The 16,828-nt window shown below is 71.1% G+C and carries 17 protein-coding genes and 1 pseudogene; 12 read left to right on the top strand and 6 right to left on the bottom strand.

The window, feature by feature from the left end:
* On the bottom strand, positions 1 to 194 hold a 194-nt coding region (locus AX018_RS20525; protein ID WP_491895677.1), incomplete at its 3' end, for a transposase.
* 124 nt (positions 195 to 318) lie between these two features.
* On the opposite strand from AX018_RS20525, the pseudogene AX018_RS25785 reads away from it, so the two are divergent.
* The 4 genes and pseudogenes from AX018_RS25785 to AX018_RS20505 all read left to right on the top strand — a co-directional run.
* Positions 319 to 535: pseudogene (locus AX018_RS25785) on the top strand (integrase core domain-containing protein); the annotation flags it as partial.
* A gap of 68 nt (positions 536 to 603) precedes the next feature.
* Positions 604 to 1,623: a restriction endonuclease gene (locus tag AX018_RS20515; protein ID WP_111881223.1), complete on the top strand. Its 1,020-nt coding sequence runs from the start codon at positions 604 to 606 to the stop codon at positions 1,621 to 1,623.
* Positions 1,624 to 1,779: 156 nt separating this feature from the next.
* Entirely contained in the window at positions 1,780 to 2,535 is a 756-nt protein-coding gene (locus tag AX018_RS20510) for an alanyl-tRNA editing protein (protein ID WP_111881220.1), read from the top strand.
* A 75-nt stretch (positions 2,536 to 2,610) separates the two neighbouring features.
* Positions 2,611 to 4,887: a protein-disulfide reductase DsbD family protein gene (locus tag AX018_RS20505; protein ID WP_111881218.1), complete on the top strand. Its 2,277-nt coding sequence runs from the start codon at positions 2,611 to 2,613 to the stop codon at positions 4,885 to 4,887.
* A 193-nt stretch (positions 4,888 to 5,080) separates the two neighbouring features.
* On the opposite strand, the gene AX018_RS20500 is transcribed toward AX018_RS20505, so the two are convergent.
* Complete coding sequence (locus AX018_RS20500) at positions 5,081 to 6,106, bottom strand: formylglycine-generating enzyme family protein (RefSeq protein ID WP_111881215.1); 1,026 nt, start codon at positions 6,104 to 6,106, stop codon at positions 5,081 to 5,083.
* Positions 6,107 to 6,239: 133 nt separating this feature from the next.
* Here AX018_RS20500 and AX018_RS20495 point away from each other — a divergent pair, with 133 nt between their 5' ends.
* On the top strand, positions 6,240 to 6,854 hold the full coding sequence (locus AX018_RS20495) for a thioredoxin family protein (RefSeq protein ID WP_111881213.1): 615 nt from the start codon (positions 6,240 to 6,242) through the stop codon (positions 6,852 to 6,854).
* A gap of 87 nt (positions 6,855 to 6,941) precedes the next feature.
* Here the strand turns inward: AX018_RS20495 and AX018_RS20490 are convergent, their stop codons facing one another.
* Positions 6,942 to 7,769 (bottom strand): IclR family transcriptional regulator, encoded by an 828-nt coding sequence (locus AX018_RS20490; protein ID WP_111881210.1) that lies wholly within the window; start codon positions 7,767 to 7,769, stop codon positions 6,942 to 6,944.
* 148 nt (positions 7,770 to 7,917) lie between these two features.
* Here AX018_RS20490 and AX018_RS20485 point away from each other — a divergent pair, with 148 nt between their 5' ends.
* The 4 genes from AX018_RS20485 to AX018_RS20470 all read left to right on the top strand — a co-directional run bounded on the left by AX018_RS20485 (position 7,918) and on the right by AX018_RS20470 (position 11,943).
* Positions 7,918 to 8,880, top strand: coding sequence for an MBL fold metallo-hydrolase (locus AX018_RS20485; RefSeq protein ID WP_111881207.1), 963 nt, complete (start codon positions 7,918 to 7,920; stop codon positions 8,878 to 8,880).
* Between the two features lie 68 nt (positions 8,881 to 8,948).
* A complete protein-coding gene (locus AX018_RS20480; RefSeq protein WP_111881205.1) occupies positions 8,949 to 10,631 on the top strand; it encodes an FAD-dependent oxidoreductase in 1,683 nt (560 codons plus the stop codon).
* A gap of 48 nt (positions 10,632 to 10,679) precedes the next feature.
* Positions 10,680 to 10,895 carry a DUF2783 domain-containing protein gene (locus tag AX018_RS20475; RefSeq protein WP_111881202.1) on the top strand — a complete coding sequence of 72 codons (216 nt, stop codon included), beginning with the start codon at positions 10,680 to 10,682 and terminating at the stop codon, positions 10,893 to 10,895.
* 79 nt (positions 10,896 to 10,974) lie between these two features.
* Complete coding sequence (locus AX018_RS20470) at positions 10,975 to 11,943, top strand: Bug family tripartite tricarboxylate transporter substrate binding protein (protein WP_111881199.1); 969 nt, start codon at positions 10,975 to 10,977, stop codon at positions 11,941 to 11,943.
* Positions 11,944 to 12,075: 132 nt separating this feature from the next.
* Here the strand turns inward: AX018_RS20470 and AX018_RS20465 are convergent, their stop codons facing one another.
* From AX018_RS20465 to AX018_RS20460, 3 genes are read right to left on the bottom strand one after another with little or no spacing between them, the layout of a single operon-like run.
* On the bottom strand, positions 12,076 to 12,642 hold the full coding sequence (locus tag AX018_RS20465) for a DUF2062 domain-containing protein (protein WP_245951735.1): 567 nt from the start codon (positions 12,640 to 12,642) through the stop codon (positions 12,076 to 12,078).
* An 8-nt stretch (positions 12,643 to 12,650) separates the two neighbouring features.
* Positions 12,651 to 12,815 (bottom strand): hypothetical protein, encoded by a 165-nt coding sequence (locus tag AX018_RS25315; RefSeq protein WP_170146309.1) that lies wholly within the window; start codon positions 12,813 to 12,815, stop codon positions 12,651 to 12,653.
* Positions 12,816 to 12,840: 25 nt separating this feature from the next.
* On the bottom strand, positions 12,841 to 13,836 hold the full coding sequence (locus tag AX018_RS20460) for a TerC family protein (protein ID WP_111881194.1): 996 nt from the start codon (positions 13,834 to 13,836) through the stop codon (positions 12,841 to 12,843).
* A 265-nt stretch (positions 13,837 to 14,101) separates the two neighbouring features.
* Here AX018_RS20460 and AX018_RS20455 point away from each other — a divergent pair, with 265 nt between their 5' ends.
* From AX018_RS20455 to AX018_RS24940, 3 genes are all read left to right on the top strand, one after another.
* A complete protein-coding gene (locus tag AX018_RS20455) occupies positions 14,102 to 15,010 on the top strand; it encodes a LysR substrate-binding domain-containing protein (protein ID WP_111881191.1) in 909 nt (302 codons plus the stop codon).
* A gap of 129 nt (positions 15,011 to 15,139) precedes the next feature.
* The gene (gene hemE, locus AX018_RS20450; protein WP_111881228.1) at positions 15,140 to 16,273 is read left to right on the top strand and encodes a uroporphyrinogen decarboxylase; all 1,134 of its coding nucleotides are present in this window, start codon (positions 15,140 to 15,142) and stop codon (positions 16,271 to 16,273) included.
* Between the two features lie 3 nt (positions 16,274 to 16,276).
* Positions 16,277 to 16,744, top strand: coding sequence for a hypothetical protein (locus AX018_RS24940; RefSeq protein WP_146749383.1), 468 nt, complete (start codon positions 16,277 to 16,279; stop codon positions 16,742 to 16,744).
* The last annotated feature ends 84 nt before the right edge of the window (positions 16,745 to 16,828 follow it).

Raw genomic sequence — 16,828 nt, 5'->3', positions numbered from 1 at the left:
AGCCCGGCGATCAGACGAGGCGGTGAGGCTGGCCGGCCGCGGTCCGAAGTGAACGACACTGCGAACGTGCGCTCGATCTCGGTCCAGTCGATCAGCGCGGCCAGCTTGACCAGCGGGTGCTTCATGTTGATCTGCTCGTCCAGCCTTGGACGGAACAACTCGGCCGTGTGCGGCTGCGAAGGCTTCGGACCCATCGGACTCCTCGGAGGAATTTGCAAGAAAACAGGGGCTGGCAAAACCATACCTTGCAAATCCTTCTCCCTGCTAGCCGAAGAACTTCGAGACAGATCAACGGCTTACGGGTTGTTCAGGGCGGACTACATCGAAAACTTCAACGGCAATTCCAGAGATGAATGCCTGAACGAGCAGTGATTCGAGACGCTCGCGCAGGCGAGCCAGGAGATCGCCCTATGGCGGCGCGACTACAACGAGCAGCGCCCGCACAGTTCGCGGAGTCTTATCCCGCCGGTCCAAGTTCGCCGCTGAGCATCGCCAGCGTGCTGGCGATGCTCGGCAACCACCGGAAATCTTGTAGTCTCCAAACCATGGACTCACTAACTTAGCACTGGCACATATAAGCAGGTGTCTTCCACACTTATTTCCATGCCTTCGAATCAAGCCAATATTCAGCTCGCCGACTGGCAACTGGCCTTTATCGATCAATTCATATCAGATCAGAAAAGGCGCACACGTTTGGTCGCCAGTGCAGGAATGGGAAAGACGACCGTTGCCCGTTATGCCGCCCATGAGGTGCTGCGACAGCAGGGAAACGACTACGCGCTCATCATCAGCCACCATAGCGCCCTCGCAGAATACTGGCGCCGTAGCACCGAAACTGACAACTTGATCTTGGGTAAATCGATCGACGACCTACAAGCCGGAAAAGCAACTGGGCTGTCGGTGTCTTCCCACAATTTGCACACATCGGATCTTGGTCGTGAAATATTGGCATTAGGTGGCGATGCGAGTTTCCTTGTCATAGTGGACGAAGCAGACGATGCATACCCGCCCCTATATGAATACGTTGGCCGACTCCTGGCAGTCAATGAGCAATCGCGAGTGCTCAGTTTGTTCACTCCTTACCAAGGAGCCAATGCCGCTGAGTGGAAGACCGACGTTGATGCCGAGTACTTCTTCCAGCCAAGCGTAATCGCACTTCCTGAATCTCGAATGGAGGTGGCTCGGCTATCGCCAAGTCACGCCGTACTTCAATCGTTGCTGCTGCGCCCGGGTGGCCTGGATGAATTGCACTGGAGGCAATTTGAGAAACTCATTGCTGAGCTGTTAGAGGCGGATGGCTATACGGTGGAGCTCATGCAAGGCACGAAAGACGGTGGCGTAGATGTGATTGCAGTAAAGGATCATGGGCCGCTCGGCTTGTTTAAGACACTCTGGCAGGCGAAAAAGAAAAATCCAGGGAATAAGGTAGGACTTTCCATTGTTCGGGAGTTGGCTGATACTCGAAACGAGCTTGGCGCATCCAAGGCATTTATCGTCACCAGCACTTATCTGACACGAGATGCAATTAAGCGAATCCAACGAGATTGCTATCAACTGGGTAAGCTCGACAGAGATGACCTCAACAAGTGGATCAGTCGAGTGCTGTATGGTCCACGCGGCTAACCCATCGATGCACCGGCGTTGACCGGAATTTGCCCGCCGCCGTGCGAAGTGCGGCCCTCGGTGCGGACTTCTAGTCACGGGTTTAATTGGCCAGACTAAGCCATCCGCGTGGCCGCATGCACCAAGGCCCCACAAAGCCAGCGCTACCATCGCTTAATGCCCCACTCCGCCCCCACCCAAGACCTGTTCCGCGAAGACGCCTACCTGCGTGAATGCCATGCCACCGTCGCCACCGTGCTGCCCGACGGCGGCATCGTGCTCGACCGCACGGTGTTCTACCCGCTGGGCGGCGGGCAGGCAGGCGATGCGGGCGTGCTGGTGCGCGCGGATGGCCGCGAGGTGGCCATCGCCGACACGCGCAAGGGCAAGGACGCCGAGGGGCGGCCCACCGCCGCCATCGTGCACGTGCCGGCGCCGGGGGCCGAGCCGCCCGCCGTGGGCGAGGCCGTCACCGCCCGCATCGACTGGGAGCGCCGCCACCGGCTCATGCGCTTCCACACCACCACGCACCTGCTGTGCCACCTGGTGGCGCAGCCCGTGAACGGCTGCTCGATCACGCCCGACGCGGCGCGGCTCGATTTCCACATGGACGGCCCGCTGGACGCCGCCGCGCTCACGGCGGGCATCGCCCGGCTGGTCGCCGAGGCGCACCCGGTGGCCATCGGCGCTGTCACCGATGCCGAGCTCGACGCGCAACCCGACCTCGTGAAAAGCATGAGCGTGCAGCCCCCGCGCGGCAGCGGGCAGGTGCGCACCGTGCGCGTGGGCGCCGAGGGCGCGCCCCTGATCGACCTGCAGCCCTGCGGCGGCACGCACGTGGCCAGCACCGCCGAGATCGGCGCGGTGGCCGTGACCCGGATCGAGAAGAAGGGCGCGATGGCCCGCCGCGTGGTGCTAGGCTTCGCGGCCTGACCCTGCGCGCCGCAGCCCTCTCGCCCTTCTCTCCCGAAGGAACCAACGCCGCCCGCGCCCCTCCCACACTGCGCCATGCCCGCCCGCCCTCTACAGCGCCTGCTGCCCACTCTCTTTTTGATAGCTGCCTGCGCAATGGCGACGCCGACCTACGCGCAGTTTTCCTCTTCATCCGGTAGCAATACCGGTGGCGCCGGGGGAGGCGCGGGCAGCGCCAGCAGCACCGTGACCACGCCGCACGTGCGCGCCGAGCTGGTGGCGCACGCACCCGACGGGGTGGCGCCGGGCAAGCCGTTCTGGCTGGGCCTGTCGATCACGCACCAGCCCGAGTGGCACACCTACTGGAAGAATTCCGGCGACTCCGGCCTGCCCACGCAGCTCGAATGGCGCCAGCTCCCGCCCGGCATCGAGGCCGGCGGCATCGACTGGCCCGTGCCGCGCAAGATCCCCGTCGGCACGCTCGCCAACTATGGCTACGAGGGCACGGTGCTGCTGCCCGTGCCGATGGCCGTCTCCGGCGCGTTCGCGCCCGGCCCGCTCGCGCGGCACGCCACGTTCACCCTGCAGGCCTCGTGGCTCGTGTGCCGCAAGGAGTGCATCCCGGAAGAAGGCACGTTCACGCTGCAGGTGCCGCTGGCCAGCACCACGGCGATGAACGCGCAGGCCTTCGAGGCCGCGCGGCAGGCCCATCCCCAGCCGCTGCCGCCGCCGCCCGCGGCAGCCAGCGGCGGCACGCGCAGCCATGCGCGCGTGGAGCGCGGCACGCTGGTGCTCACCGTGGCCGGGCTGCCCGAGGACGTGCGCGGCAAGCCGCTCGATTTCTTCCCCGAGACGCCCGGCGTGATCGAGACCGCCGCCGACGGCATGCAGGACTGGCAGGGCGATGTCTGGACCGCGCGCGTGCCGCTCTCGCCGCAGCGCAGCGAGAGCCCCGTGCCGCTGCCGGTGGTGCTGGCCCGGGACGGCCGGGGCTGGCTGGCCGAGCTGCCCGTGGAGGGCGGCTGGCCCCGGTCGGCCGCCACGGCGGCCGCCGTGTCGCCCGCGCTGGAGGCCGCGCTGCGCGCCAACGCGCAGCAGGCGGCCACACCGCCGCCCGCGCCGGCCCCCGCTACGCCCGTGAGCGCCGGCATGCTGGCCGCCGCGTTGCTGGGCGCGCTCGTGGGCGGCCTGCTGCTCAACCTCATGCCCTGCGTGTTCCCCGTGCTGGCCATCAAGGTGGTGGGCTTCGCGCGCCATGGCGCGGACCGGCGCGCCCACCGGCTCGGCGGCATCGCCTACACCGCTGGCGTGGTGCTGTCGTTCCTGGCGCTGGGCGGGCTGATGCTGGCGCTGCGCGCGGCGGGCGAGGCCGTGGGCTGGGGCTTCCAGCTGCAGTCGCCGGCGGTGGTGGCGGCGCTGGCGGCGCTGTTCACGCTGGTGGGGCTCAATCTGGCGGGCGTGTTCGAGTTCGGCCGCATGCTGCCCTCGTCGCTCGCGGGCCTGCAGGCGCGCCACCCCGTGGCCGATGCGTTCCTGACCGGGGTGCTGGCCGTGGCCGTGGCCTCGCCGTGCACGGCGCCGTTCATGGGCGCATCGCTGGGCCTCACGGCCACGCTGCCGGCCGCACAGGCGCTGGCCGTGTTCGCCGTGCTGGGCCTGGGCCTGGCGCTGCCGTATCTGGCGGCGAGCTGGGTGCCCGCCGTGGCCCGCGCCCTGCCCCGCCCCGGCGCGTGGATGGACACGCTGCGCCGCTTCATGGCCTTCCCGATGTTCGCCACCGTGGTGTGGCTCGTGTGGGTGCTGGGCCAGCAAAGCGGCATCGACGGCGCGGCCGCGCTGCTGGCGCTGCTGGTGGCGCTCGGCATGGTGGTGTGGTCGCTCACGCTGGCGGGCCGCGCACGCACCACGATTGCTACTATTTCAATAGCAATCTTTGCAGTATTGGCGGCGACATGGGGGCCCAAAGTCATTGAAATGCTGCCCGTGGCCGAAGCGCCGGCCCCGGGAGGCGGCGCTGGCGCGGGCACCGCCGCCACGGCCTGGCGGCCCTGGCGCCCAGGCCTGGCCGACGAACTGCTGGCCCAGGGCCGCCCCGTGTTCGTGGACTACACCGCCGCCTGGTGCGTGACCTGCCAGTTCAACAAGAAATCCACCCTCGCGAGCGAGGCCGTGCTGCGCGACTTCGCCGGCAAGAACGTGGCCCTGCTGCGCGCCGACTGGACGCGCCGCGACCCGGCCATCACCGCCGCGCTGGCGCAGCTCGGGCGCAGCGGCGTGCCGGTCTACGTGCTGCAGGCGCCGGGCCGCGCGCCGGTGGTGTTCTCGGAAATATTGGGCGAGCGGGAGCTGCGCTCGGCGGTGGCGGCGCTGTGAGCGGCCGCCCTTGCGGCGGCAGGGGCCATGCCGACGCCCCCGCCCTGCGCGCCCGATGACCATCGGACGACCAGCACGGGAAGCATTCGCACCCTGTTGACCGGGGTGCAGGCGGCACGCACAGGCGATGCCAGCTCCCGCGCGCGGCAGGCTGGCGCATGGGCCGCCGCCCGCCGTCGCCAGGCCTCACCGCTCACTCCCGCACCAGCCGCACCCCCACCAGCGTGTACCGCGTCTGCGGGCTGTTCCAGTTGCGGTACGCGCAGCGCGCATACAGCGGCCACGTGTGCCACGAGCCGCCGCGCCGAACGCGCACGTCGCCGGTGGCGGGGCCCTGCGGGTCGCTGCGCGGCGAGTGCGCGTAGGTGGCCTCGCCGTACCAGTCCGACACCCATTCCCACGCGTTGCCCGCCATGTCGTGCAGGCCGAAGGCGTTGGGCGGGTAGCTCGCCACGGGCGCGGTGAAGGCGTGGCCGTCGTGGCCCGGCAGGGCCTGGGCGCGCCAGCGCGGCCAGTAGGGAGCGGCGTCCTGGTCGAAGGTGTTGGCATGGCGCACGAGGCCGGCGGGGTCGTCGCCGTGGGCGTAGCGGGTGCGCGTGCCGGCGCGGCAGGCGTATTCCCATTCGGCCTCGGTGGGCAGGCGGTAGCGGCGGCCCTCGGTGGCACTGAGCCAGGCGGCCAGGGCGTGGGCGTCGTGCCAGGTGATGTTGACCACCGGGTGGTCGTCGCCCTGCGGGAAGCCCGGGTCGCGCCAGGAGTAGCGCGGGCTGCGCCCCTCGAAGGCATCGCCGCGCGCGGTGGTGGCCGGGTCGTAGGCGGGGTTGTAGCCGTAGCCGCCGGTGCCGTCGGCCTCCGATTCGGCCCGGTAGCCCGAGGCCTCGACGAAGCGGCGGAACTGCCCCACCGTCACCTCGGTGCGGCCCATATAGAACGCGCGGGTGATGCGCACGGTGTGCACCGGGGCCTCGTCCGACAGGTCGGCGAAGCGCCGCGGCTCCATGCCGGGATAGTCCCGCGCCAGCGATGCGGCGGGCTCGTCGTTGCCCATGCGGAAGCTGCCGGCCGGGATGCGCACGAAGGCCATGCCCAGGGAGTTGGTCCACATGGGTGGCGCGGCGGATGCAGCGGATGCGGCGGGCTGTGCCGGCGCGGGCAGGCACAGGGCCGCAGGCAGCAGCGCGGCGGCGCGGCGCAGGTGTCGGAACAGGTCGGGCGGCATGCGGGCTCTTCCGGGACGGCGGCGCGCGGGCCGCGGGAAAGCCAGTGTAGGCGGTAGGGTTCCGCGCGGGCGCGCGCCGGGCCTCCTCCATACTGCGCTGCGCTGTTCCGCCACGCTTTCCGAAAGGACCGCCATGCTTCGACGCACCCTGCTCGCCACCTCCCTCGCGCTGGCCGCGGCCGGCGCCGCCCAGGCCGCCGCCGCCGTGGGCCAGCCCGCGCCGGGCTTCACGCTCACGGACACCGCCGGCAAGACCGTGCGGCTCGCGGACTACCGCGGGCGCACCGTGGTGCTGGAGTGGACCAACCCCGGCTGCCCGTTCGTGCGCAAGCACTACGACAGCGGCAACATGCCCGCCACGCAGAAGGACGCGCAGGGCCAGGGCGTGGTCTGGCTGGCGATCAATTCCACCGAGAAGGCCAGCGCCGACTACCTGGAGCCCCCGAAGCTCGCGGCCTGGCTGCGCGAGCGCCAGGCCGTGCCCACCGCCGTGCTGATGGACGAGGAGGGCACGGCGGGCCACGCCTATGGCGCGCGCACCACGCCGCACCTCTACATCGTCGATCCGCAGGGCACGCTGGTCTATGCGGGCGGCATCGACAGCATCCCCTCGGCCCGCCCCGCCGACATCGACCGGGCCACCAACTACGTGAAGGCCGCGCTGGCCGACGTGGCGGCCCGCCGGCCGATCGCCACGGCCAGCACGCAGCCCTACGGCTGCAGCATCAAGTACAAGGCGCCGGCCTGAAGCGGCGGGCGCCCGCCCGCGCAGGGCCGCGCCGGACACCCGGGCCCGCTCGGAACGGGCTCACGGTTTCAGAACGGGTTCACGATCTCAGTCCGCCGGGGCCCCCGGCGCGCCCAGCCGCCGCGACAGCCCCTCGGCCGCCTCGCGCAGCAGGCGCGCGGCGGGGGCCTGGGGCCCGGTGTGCAGCGTGGCGCCGGGGCCGATGGCGGCCAGGCACAGCACAAGCTGGCCGAAGCCGTCGAACACGGGCACGGCCAGCGCGCTGATGCCGGGCAGGAGCTGGTCGGCCACGGTGCCCAGGCGCCCGGCGCGGATAGCCGCCAGTTCGGCCGCGAAGCCGGGATCGTCCAGCGCGCCCGCATGGCCGTCGGCGGCCAGCGCGGCGGCGATGCGCTCGCGCGGGCCGAACGCCGCGAACACCTTGCCCGTGGCCGTGTGGCGCACCGAGGCCGTGGTGCCGTGGCGCATGGCCACGTACACCGGCGTGGGGCCCTCCTCCACGCGCAGGATGGTGGGGCCGGCATCGCCCCACACCGAGGCGGAGACGGTGTGGCCGATGCGCCGGGCCAGCCCCGGAAGCTCCTCGATCGCGAGCCGCACCGGGTCGGCCTGCTGCAGGCTGATGAGGCCCAGCTGCATCGCCAGCGGCCCCAGGCCGTAGTGCCCGCTCACCCGGTCCTGCTCGACGAGGCCCAGCTTGCCGAAGCTCACCAAGTAAGGATGCGCCTTGGCCCCCGTCATGCCGGCCGCGCCGGCCAGGTCCTTGAGCGCCATGCGCCGGCCGGTGCGGGCCAGCGCCTGCAGGAGCTGGCCGCCCACTTCCACGCTCTGGATGCCGCGCGGCGCGCGCGGGGCATCGTCGGCGGGGTCCGGGTCGGGAGGCATCGCGGGAGGGGCGGAGGGCGGGCGGTCCATGGCGCCGATTGTCGCCCTCCGCGGCGCGCCGCCGGCCCATCGGGTTTTCACTTAGACGAATGCATTAGACATTAACAAACAACTTGCCTAGGATCAAAGCATTCCGTTTAGAGCAATGCGTTTACGCATATCAAACCCAGGGCCCCGCATGAGCAGCACTCCCAAGACCTTCGCCTCCGCCGCCGACCTGGAGGAAAAGCAGGTGAGCTTCGACCGCCTCTCCGAGCATGCCTATGCCTATACGGCCGAGGGCGACCCCAACACCGGGATCATCATCGGGGACGACGCGGTGATGGTGATCGACACCCAGGCCACGCCCGTGATGGCGCAGGACGTGATCCGCCGCATCCGCGAGGTGACCGACAAGCCCATCCGCTACGTGCTGCTGTCGCACTACCACGCGGTGCGCGTGCTGGGCGCGAGCGCCTACGGGGCCGAGCACATCATCGCGAGCGAGGACACGCGCGACCTGATCGTGGAGCGCGGCCAGTTCGACAAGGACAGCGAGATCGGCCGCTTCCCGCGCCTCTTTCGCAGCGTCGAGAGCGTGCCCGACGGGCTCACCTGGCCCACGATGACCTTCACCGGACGGATGACGCTGTGGCTCGGCCGCCTGGAGGTGCAGCTGCTGCAGCTGGGCCGCGGCCACACCAAGGGCGACACGGTGGCCTGGCTGCCGCAGGAGAAGATCCTCTTCAGCGGCGACCTCGTGGAGTTCGGCGCCACGCCCTACGCGGGCGATGCCTATTTCGAGGACTGGCCGCGCACGCTCGACCGCCTCGCCGCCCTGCGGCCCGAGAAGCTCGTGCCCGGGCGCGGCGCGGCGCTGCAGACGCCCGCGCAGGTGCAGGCCGGGCTGGCCGGCACGCGGGCCTTCATCAGCGACCTCTACGCCAGCGTGAAGGCCGCCGCCGCGCGCGGCGAGGACCTGCGCGCGGTCTACGAGGCCACCTTCGCCGCGCTGCAGCCCACCTATGGCCACTGGGTGATCTTCAACCACTGCATGCCCTTCGACGTGACCCGCGCCTACGACGAGGCCACGCAGCACCCCGACCCGCGCATCTGGACGGCCGAGCGCGACCGGCAGATGTGGGAGGCCCTGGAAGGCTGACCGCCCACCGCCCACCACGCCCCACCCGGCCCGCCACTCTGCCCGAACCTCCTGGAGCCCCCTCTTCCATGCACCCGAGAGACCTTCCCCTGCAGGCCCTGCGCGGCACCGGCGCCGAGGTCCAGGCCATCGCCTTCCCCTGCCGCCGCGCGGCCGACCAGGACGCGCCGCCCGAAGCGCCCGCGCGCCACCCCGTGGTGATCGTGGGCGCGGGCCCGGTGGGCCTGAGCCTCGCGATCGACCTCGCGCAGCGCGGCCAGCGCGTGGTGGTGCTGGACGACGACGGCCGGCTCTCCGCGGGCTCGCGCGCCATCTGCTTCGCCAAGCGCACGCTGGAGATCTGGGACCGCCTGGGCGCGGGCCAGCCGATGGTGGACAAGGGCGTGTCGTGGAACGTGGGGCGGGTGTTCTTCGGCGCCGACGCGCTCTACCGCTTCGACCTGCTGCCCGAGGACGGCCACGAGCGCCCCGCCTTCGTCAACCTGCAGCAGTACTACTGCGAGGCCTACCTGGTGGAGCGCGCGCTCGGCCTGCCGGGAATCGACCTGCGCTGGCACCACCGCGTGGCGGGCGTGGCGCCCCAGGCCGGCGGCGCGCGGGTGGAGGTGGACACGCCCGAGGGCCCCTACGCGCTGGAGGTCGACTGGCTCGTGGCCTGCGACGGCTCGCGCTCGCCCGTGCGCCGGATGCTGGGGCTGGAAAGCCGGGGCCGCGTGTTCCGCGACCGCTTCCTGATCGCCGACGTGAAGATGCAGGCGCCCTTCCCGGCCGAGCGCTGGTTCTGGTTCGACCCGCCCTTCCACCCGAACCAGAGCGTGCTGCTGCACATGCAGCCCGACGGCGTGTGGCGCATCGACTTCCAGCTCGGCTGGGACGCCGACCCCGAGGCCGCGAAGCGGCCCGAGAATATCGTGCCGCGCGTGCGCGCGCTGCTCGGGCAGGACACGCCGTTCACGCTGGAATGGGCCAGCGTCTATACCTTCGCCTGCCAGCGCATGGAGCGCTTCGTGCACGGCCGGGTGGTGTTCGCGGGCGACAGCGCGCACGGCGTCTCGCCCTTCGGCGCGCGCGGCGCCAACAGCGGCGTGCAGGACGCGGACAACCTCGGCTGGAAGCTCGACGCGGTGCTGCGCGGCCGCGCCGGCGCGGCGCTCATCGACAGCTACGGCCGCGAGCGCGAGGCCGCCGCCGACGAGAACCTGCGCCACTCCACGCGCTCCACCGACTTCATCACGCCCAAGAGCGAGGTCTCGCGCCTCTTTCGCGACGCGGCGCTGGCGCTGGCGCGCGACCACGCCTTCGCGCGGCGGCTGGTCAACAGCGGGCGGCTGTCGCTGCCCGCCACGCTGCACGGCTCGCCGCTCAACACCCCCGACGATCCGGCCGACGGCTTCGCGCCGGTGCCGGCGCCCGGCGCGGTGCTGCCCGACGCGCCGCTCGCGCAGGCGGGCCGCGCCACCTGGCTGCTGCGCGCGCTGGGCGCGGATTTCACGCTCATCGTGTTCGGGCCGCCGCCCGCCTGGGCGCGGGCGCTCGCGGCGGAGACCGGCACGCTGCACGTGCTCGGCATCGGTGAGGACGCAGGCCAGGACAGCGCGGCGGACCCGCAGGGCCTCGCGGCCCGGCGGCTGGACGCGCGCGCGGGCACGGCCTACCTCGTGCGGCCCGACCAGCACGTGTGCGCGCGCTGGCGCGCCCCCACCGAGGCGGCCGTGCGCGCCGCGCTGCGCCGCGCCCACGCCGCCCCCTGAGGCACACCATCCACGCCATCCCGCCCCAGCCCCGGAGGCCCCCACCCCATGCTGACCACCGAACCCCACCTGCAGGCCGGCGACGATTTCTACGAGGCCCTCATCGCCGCGCACGACGGCCTGCCGGCCGCCGAGAGCCACGCGATGAACGCCCGCCTGATCCTGCTGCTGGCCAACCACATCGGCGACCACGCGACGCTGCTGCACGCCCTGCGGCTCGCGCGCGGGGCGCCCCCCGAGCCCCCCGCGCAGGCCCCGGCCTGACGGACGCCCCCGCCGGGCAGCGCCGCGCAGACGGCGCCCCGCACCCGCGCATTCCAACGACAACACCGGAGACAACACCATGCAGCGCAAGCGCTTCCTCGCCGCGGGGCTCGCCCTCGCGGCCCTCCCGCTCGCCGGCCCCGCCGCCGCGCAGGACCCCAAGCCCCTCGAATGGGTGGTGGGCTACGCCGCCGGCGGCGGCTCCGACGTGGTGGCCCGCACCATCGCCGAGCCCCTGTCCGCCGCGCTGGGGCGGCCCATCGTCATCACCAACAAGCCCGGCGCGGGCACCAACATCGCGGCCGAATACGCGGCGCGCCACAAGGACCTCGGCCAGCTCGTCTTCACCGCCGACTTCGCCACGCTGGCGGCCAACCCGTTCCTGTTCGGCAAGCTGGCCTACAACGCCGAGAAGGACTTCCAGCCCATCGGCCTGCTGGTGCGCTTTCCCATGTTCCTCGTCGTCTCCGCCCAGGTGCCGGCCTCCAGCCTGCGGGAGTTCACGGCCTGGGCGAAGCAGCAGCCCGAGGGCGTGAACTGGGCCTCGGCCGGCCCGGGCAGCCCGCACCACCTCGTGGGCGAACTCTTTCGCGAGCAAAGCGGCCTGCGGCTCACGCACGTGCCCTACCGGGACGCCGCGCCGGCCATCCAGGACGTGGTGGGCGGGCAGGTGCCCGCGATGTGGATCGACAGCGCCTCGGTGTACCCCTTCCTCGCGGCGCACAAAGTGAAGGCCATCGGGGTGGCCAGCCCGCAGCGCGTGGCCACCGCGCCCGACGTGCCCACGATGGCGGAGCAGGGCCTGCCGGGCTTCGAGGGCTATGCCTGGCAGGGCCTCGTCGCTCCCGCCGGCGTGCCGGCCGAGACCATCGCCCAGTTCAGCCGGGCCCTGCAGTCGGCCCTGGGCGACACCCGCACGCGCGCACGCCTGCAGGCCATGGGGGTGGAGCCGCTGCCCGGCACGCCCGCGCAGATGGGCCAGTTCGTGCGCGCCGAACGCGAGAAATGGGGCCGCGTGATCCGGCAGGCGGGCGTGCGGCTGGATTGATCCGGTTTCGCCATCAAAAAGATAACCGCGTTGCTTTGCCTGGCCGTGCTACAGCACTGTCTGCGGCTTCGCGCCTTGTTCTCTCTTTGATGGCAAACCCGTATGAGCGCCACAGGCGCTCCGGGGAGCCGGTCAGCGCGCGCGGCAGACGCGGTGCCACGCGGGCACCCGCCACAGCGCCTGCACGGCCGCGTAGCCCGCCACGGCGAACGCCAGCGCCAGCAGCGGCAGGCCCACGGCCAGCGGCGCGCCCAGGGCCTGCATCCACGCGCCCAGGGCCTCGACGCCGCCGGCGGCCGAGAAGCCTTCCCAGGGCGGCAGGTGCTGCTCGCCCGGCAGCACCCAGGCGCCCACCTGGAACGCCAGGGCATAGAGCGGCAGCGTGGTGAGTGGGTTGGTGTAGAGCGTGGCGGCGGCGCCGGCCACCGCGTTGCCGCGCAGCCCGGCGCACAGGGCCACCGTGGCCGGCACCTGCAGCGGGCCCGGGATGAGCCCGCAAAAAAGCCCCGCCGCCGTGCCGCGCGCGAGCGCCTCGCGCCGCAGGCACAGCAGCTGGCGCCGCTCCAGCCACGGGCGCAGCCGGGCCAGCACGGGGCGCTCCAGCAGGGCGCGCATGGCGGGCTCCTGGCGGCGCAGCCAGCGCCGCACGCCCGCCACGGCGCGCGCGATGGGCGCGGCCGCCTGCACGGCCAGGGGCACGGCGCCGCTCACAGTGCCACGAGCGCCGCGGTGGCCGCGCCCCAGACGCCGGTGATGGCCGCCAGCAGGCCCACGTCGCGGCGGTCGTTGCCGCCGCGCCAGCTCAGCAGCGTGGTCAGCGCGAACGCGGCGAGCAATGTGGCCATCACGGCTTCGGTCATGGTCATGTCCATGGTGTCGCTCCTTTCGTGCGGGGAATCACAGGCCCTGGCCCGGCAGCGCCGGCGGCGTGCCGCCGCCATCGCCGCCCCGGCCGCGCGAGGTCCAGAGCGAGGCCACCACCGAGCCCGCGATCAGCCCGGCCGTCACCAGCAGCGCATAGCCGATCGGGATCTTGTAGACGTCGATCAGCAGCATCTTGGCGCCGATGAAGACCAGCACCAGCGCCAGGCCGTAGGCCAGCAGGTGGAAGCGGTTCGCCAGGTCGGCCAGCAGGAAGTAGAGCGCCCGCAGGCCCAGGATGGCGAACACGTTGGCCGTGAGCACGATGAACGGGTCGCTCGTGATCGCGAAGATGGCCGGGATGCTGTCCACCGCGAAGATCACGTCGGTGACGCCGATCATCACCAGCACCACGAACAGCGGGGTGAAGTGCTTCACGCCGCCCACCATGGTGGTCATCTTCTCGCCGTCGAAGGTGTCGGACATGCGGATGCGCCTGCGCAGCAGTTTGAGCACCGGGTTGGTGGAGATGTCGGGCTCCTGGCCGGCGGCGAACCACATCTTGGCGCCCGTGACCACGAGGAACAGGCCGAACACGTACAGCAGCCAGTGGAAGGTGGCCAGCAGCCAGGCGCCCACGAGGATCAGCACCGTGCGCAGCACGATCGCGCCGATGATGCCGATGATGAGCGCGCGCTTCTGGAACTCGGCCGGCACGGCGAAGTAGCTGAAGAGCATCAGGAAGACGAAGATGTTGTCCACCGACAGGCTCTTCTCGACGAGATAGCCGGTGATGAACTGCATCGAGGTGGTGTTGGCCACCGCCCGCCCCTGCGTGCCGTCCAGGTACCACCACAGGATGGCGACGAACACGAAGGCCAGCGAGAACCAGAGCACGCTCCAGCTCAGGGCCTCCTTCATGGTCACCTTGTGCGCCCCCTGGCGCTCCATGACCAGCAGGTCCACCGCGATGGCCACGACGACGAAGACGCCGAAGCCCGCCCACATCCACCAGGTTCCGATGGTTTCCATGGCTCAGCTCCCCAGGCGCCCGCGGGCGGTGAGGCCGCGGGGCGGCCGGGCCGGTGAAGGGGAGGAAAACGGTGAATCGGTCATGAACGCTCCTGATCGCGTGCCAGAAAAGTGCCAGAGGGGCATCGAGGAATAGACTCTAGCGGCGTGAATACTATTTCAAAACCTGTGATATTGATAATATAAGTTCGGTTTTTGCGAAGCATTGCGAAGCGATACGGCGCCGCGCGAAGCGCCGGCCGGCCCCGGGGAGGGCCCGATTCCCATGAGCCAGAGTTTCAATTACCGCCACCTCTACTACTTCTGGGTCGTCGCCAAGGAAGGCGGCATGGCCCGCGCCGCCGAGCGGCTGGACATGGCCGTGCAGACCATCAGCGCCCAGGTGCGCGAGCTGGAGAAATCCCTGGGCGCCAGCCTGCTGCGCGCCGAGGGCCGCAAGCTGGTGCTCACCGACGCCGGCGTGGCGGCGCTGCACGAGGCCGACCACATCTTCGCGGTCGGGGAAGAACTGCCCCACCGCGTGCGCGAGGCCGCCACGGGCCGCACCGTGCGGCTGAACCTGGGCATCTCCGACGGCATCGCCAAGCTGGCCGTGCACCGGCTGCTCACCCCGGTGCTGGACGAGCCCCACCTGCGCCTGCTCTGCCACGAGGGCGAGTTCGAGCCGCTGCTGGCCGAGCTGGCGCTGCACAAGCTCGACGCCGTGCTCGCCGACCGCCCCGCGCCGCCCAACCCCGCCGTCAAGACCACCAGCCAGCGCCTGGGCGCGAGCGCCATCGGCTGGTGGGCCCCCCCGGCCTGGGCGCAGGAGGCGCGGCGCGGCTTTCCGCACAGCCTGGCCCAGGTGCCCGTGCTGCTGCCCACCGGCCACGCCGCCGTGCGCCCGCGCATCGACCACTGGCTGGAGCGCGAGCGCGTGCGCCCGCGCATCGCCGGCGAATTCGAGGACAGCGCCCTGCTCAGCACCTTCGCCGAGGCCGGCATGGGCGTGATGCCCGCCCCCCTGCTGCTGGGCCGCCACCTGGAGCGCACCCACGCGCTGGAGCCCGTGGGCACCACGCCCGAGGTGCACGAGGAGTTCCACCTCATCTACAGCACGCGCAAGGTGATGCACCCGCTGCTCACGCGCCTGGCCGAGACCGGCGCGGGCGGGATGGACCTGGATCGCTCCTGAATCCATAGCAATCCATGCAGCGGGCACGCCGACATGCCCGCCAAAAAGCCTGAAACCCCGCCCCGCGTCACGCCAGCGGCCCGCCGCGCGGGCGGGCCGCTGCGGGCCTTCCGCGACAATCGGGCCACCATGCCCTTCGCACCCCTCGCCAACGACACCTTCCTGCGCGCCTGCCGCCGCCAGGCCACCGACTACACGCCCCTGTGGCTCATGCGCCAGGCCGGGCGCTACCTGCCCGAGTACAAGGCCACGCGCGCGCGTGCCGGCAGCTTCATGGGGCTGGCGACGAACGTGGATTACGCCACCGAGGTCACGCTGCAGCCGCTGGAGCGCTTCCCGCTGGACGCCGCCATCCTGTTCTCCGACATCCTCACCGTGCCCGACGCCATGGGCCTGGGCCTGTCGTTCGCCGAGGGCGAGGGCCCGCGCTTCGCGCAGGTGGTGCGCGACGAGGCCGCCGTGGCAGCGCTCGCCGTGCCCGACATGGACAAGCTGCGCTACGTGTTCGATGCCGTCGCCGGCATCCGCCGCGCGCTGGACGGCCGCGTGCCGCTGATCGGCTTCTCCGGCAGCCCCTGGACCCTGGCGTGCTACATGGTGGAGGGCAAGGGCAGCGACGACTACCGCCTCGTCAAGACGCTGATGTACGCCCGCCCCGACCTCATGCACCGCATCCTGGCGATCAACGCCGACGCGGTGGCGGCCTACCTCAATGCGCAGATCGACGCGGGCGCGCAGGCCGTGATGGTCTTCGACAGCTGGGGCGGCGTGCTGGCCGATGGCGCCTTCCAGACCTTCAGCCTCGCCTACACCGCCCGCGTGCTGGCGCAACTCAAGCGCACGGGACCGGATGGCCAGGACGTGCCGCGCATCGTCTTCACCAAGGGCGGCGCGCTGTGGCTGGACGCCATGAAAGACCTCGAATGCGAGGTCCTGGGCCTGGACTGGACGGCCAACCTCGGCCGCGCCCGCGCGCTCGTCGGCGGGCAGGCCGGCGGGCCGGGGAAGGCGCTGCAGGGCAACCTGGACCCCAATGCGCTCTTCGCGCCGCCCGAGCGCGTGGCCGAGCAGGCGCGCGCGGTGCTCGACGCCTTCGGCACGCCGCACACCGACCCGGCCACGCACGGCCCCACCCACATCTTCAACCTGGGCCACGGCATCAGCCAGCACACGCCGCCCGAGCACGTGGCGGCGCTGGTGGAGGCCGTGCACAGCCACTCGCGGGCCCTGCGCGCGGGCCGCCAGGGCGCCGGCCGGCCTTGACTTATGCACACCGCAGGCACCATGGCGGTGCACGGGCCGCGCGCGGCCCGGCGCCGCGTGACGCCGCACGCGATCTCTGCGCATCGCCGCAAGTGCTTGATTCATAAGGGCTCTGACGATCTGCCGAATTTACGGGCATTCCAGCGAAAGCGCGTGTTTTCAAGGCTCTGCGCGCGGTACGCAGCGGATATCAACAAAGTTATCCACAGAAACTCTGGATTTCTCGAAAACCTTCGCCAAATCAAGCACTTGCCTGACGAAGTGCAGGAGAAACCGCAGTTGGGAACGCCCCGCTACCATAAATCCGGGCAGCCCGGCACTCTTGACAAGCCGACTTATGCACATCGCGCGGGGTGCAGCGGCGCCCCCACCGCTACGGCCGCACTGCATGCCGAAGGTGAGGAAGGCCGCATAAGCTCATTGATTCATAAAGGTTTTTTCCACCACCACCGCATCCAGCCATGCCGATGAGCGGCCCGCGAAACCCCGGCCCCCGCCCCGGCAGACAGCAGATGCCCACAAAGTTATCCACAGCCGCCGCGATCGCCCCTCCGA

It is taken from the genome of Paracidovorax anthurii (genome assembly GCF_003269065.1).
Lineage (GTDB): Bacteria > Pseudomonadota > Gammaproteobacteria > Burkholderiales > Burkholderiaceae_C > Paracidovorax > Paracidovorax anthurii.
The sequence above is the reverse complement of the archived record's forward strand: the minus strand, read 5'-3'. Positions and strand labels throughout refer to the sequence as shown.

Coding starts and splice junctions, on each gene's coding strand:
- AX018_RS20500 (WP_111881215.1), bottom strand. CDS start 6,106: ATGCCGCCCGACCTGTTCCGACACCTGCGCCGCGCCGCCGCGCTGCTG.
- AX018_RS20460 (WP_111881194.1), bottom strand. CDS start 13,836: ATGGAAACCATCGGAACCTGGTGGATGTGGGCGGGCTTCGGCGTCTTC.
- AX018_RS24940 (WP_146749383.1), top strand. CDS start 16,277: ATGCACACCGCAGGCACCATGGCGGTGCACGGGCCGCGCGCGGCCCGG.
- AX018_RS20495 (WP_111881213.1), top strand. CDS start 6,240: ATGCTTCGACGCACCCTGCTCGCCACCTCCCTCGCGCTGGCCGCGGCC.
- AX018_RS20510 (WP_111881220.1), top strand. CDS start 1,780: ATGCCCCACTCCGCCCCCACCCAAGACCTGTTCCGCGAAGACGCCTAC.
- AX018_RS20475 (WP_111881202.1), top strand. CDS start 10,680: ATGCTGACCACCGAACCCCACCTGCAGGCCGGCGACGATTTCTACGAG.
- AX018_RS20480 (WP_111881205.1), top strand. CDS start 8,949: ATGCACCCGAGAGACCTTCCCCTGCAGGCCCTGCGCGGCACCGGCGCC.
- AX018_RS25315 (WP_170146309.1), bottom strand. CDS start 12,815: ATGGACATGACCATGACCGAAGCCGTGATGGCCACATTGCTCGCCGCG.
- AX018_RS20455 (WP_111881191.1), top strand. CDS start 14,102: ATGAGCCAGAGTTTCAATTACCGCCACCTCTACTACTTCTGGGTCGTC.
- AX018_RS20485 (WP_111881207.1), top strand. CDS start 7,918: ATGAGCAGCACTCCCAAGACCTTCGCCTCCGCCGCCGACCTGGAGGAA.
- hemE (WP_111881228.1), top strand. CDS start 15,140: ATGCCCTTCGCACCCCTCGCCAACGACACCTTCCTGCGCGCCTGCCGC.
- AX018_RS20470 (WP_111881199.1), top strand. CDS start 10,975: ATGCAGCGCAAGCGCTTCCTCGCCGCGGGGCTCGCCCTCGCGGCCCTC.
- AX018_RS20505 (WP_111881218.1), top strand. CDS start 2,611: ATGCCCGCCCGCCCTCTACAGCGCCTGCTGCCCACTCTCTTTTTGATA.
- AX018_RS20490 (WP_111881210.1), bottom strand. CDS start 7,769: ATGGACCGCCCGCCCTCCGCCCCTCCCGCGATGCCTCCCGACCCGGAC.
- AX018_RS20515 (WP_111881223.1), top strand. CDS start 604: ATGCCTTCGAATCAAGCCAATATTCAGCTCGCCGACTGGCAACTGGCC.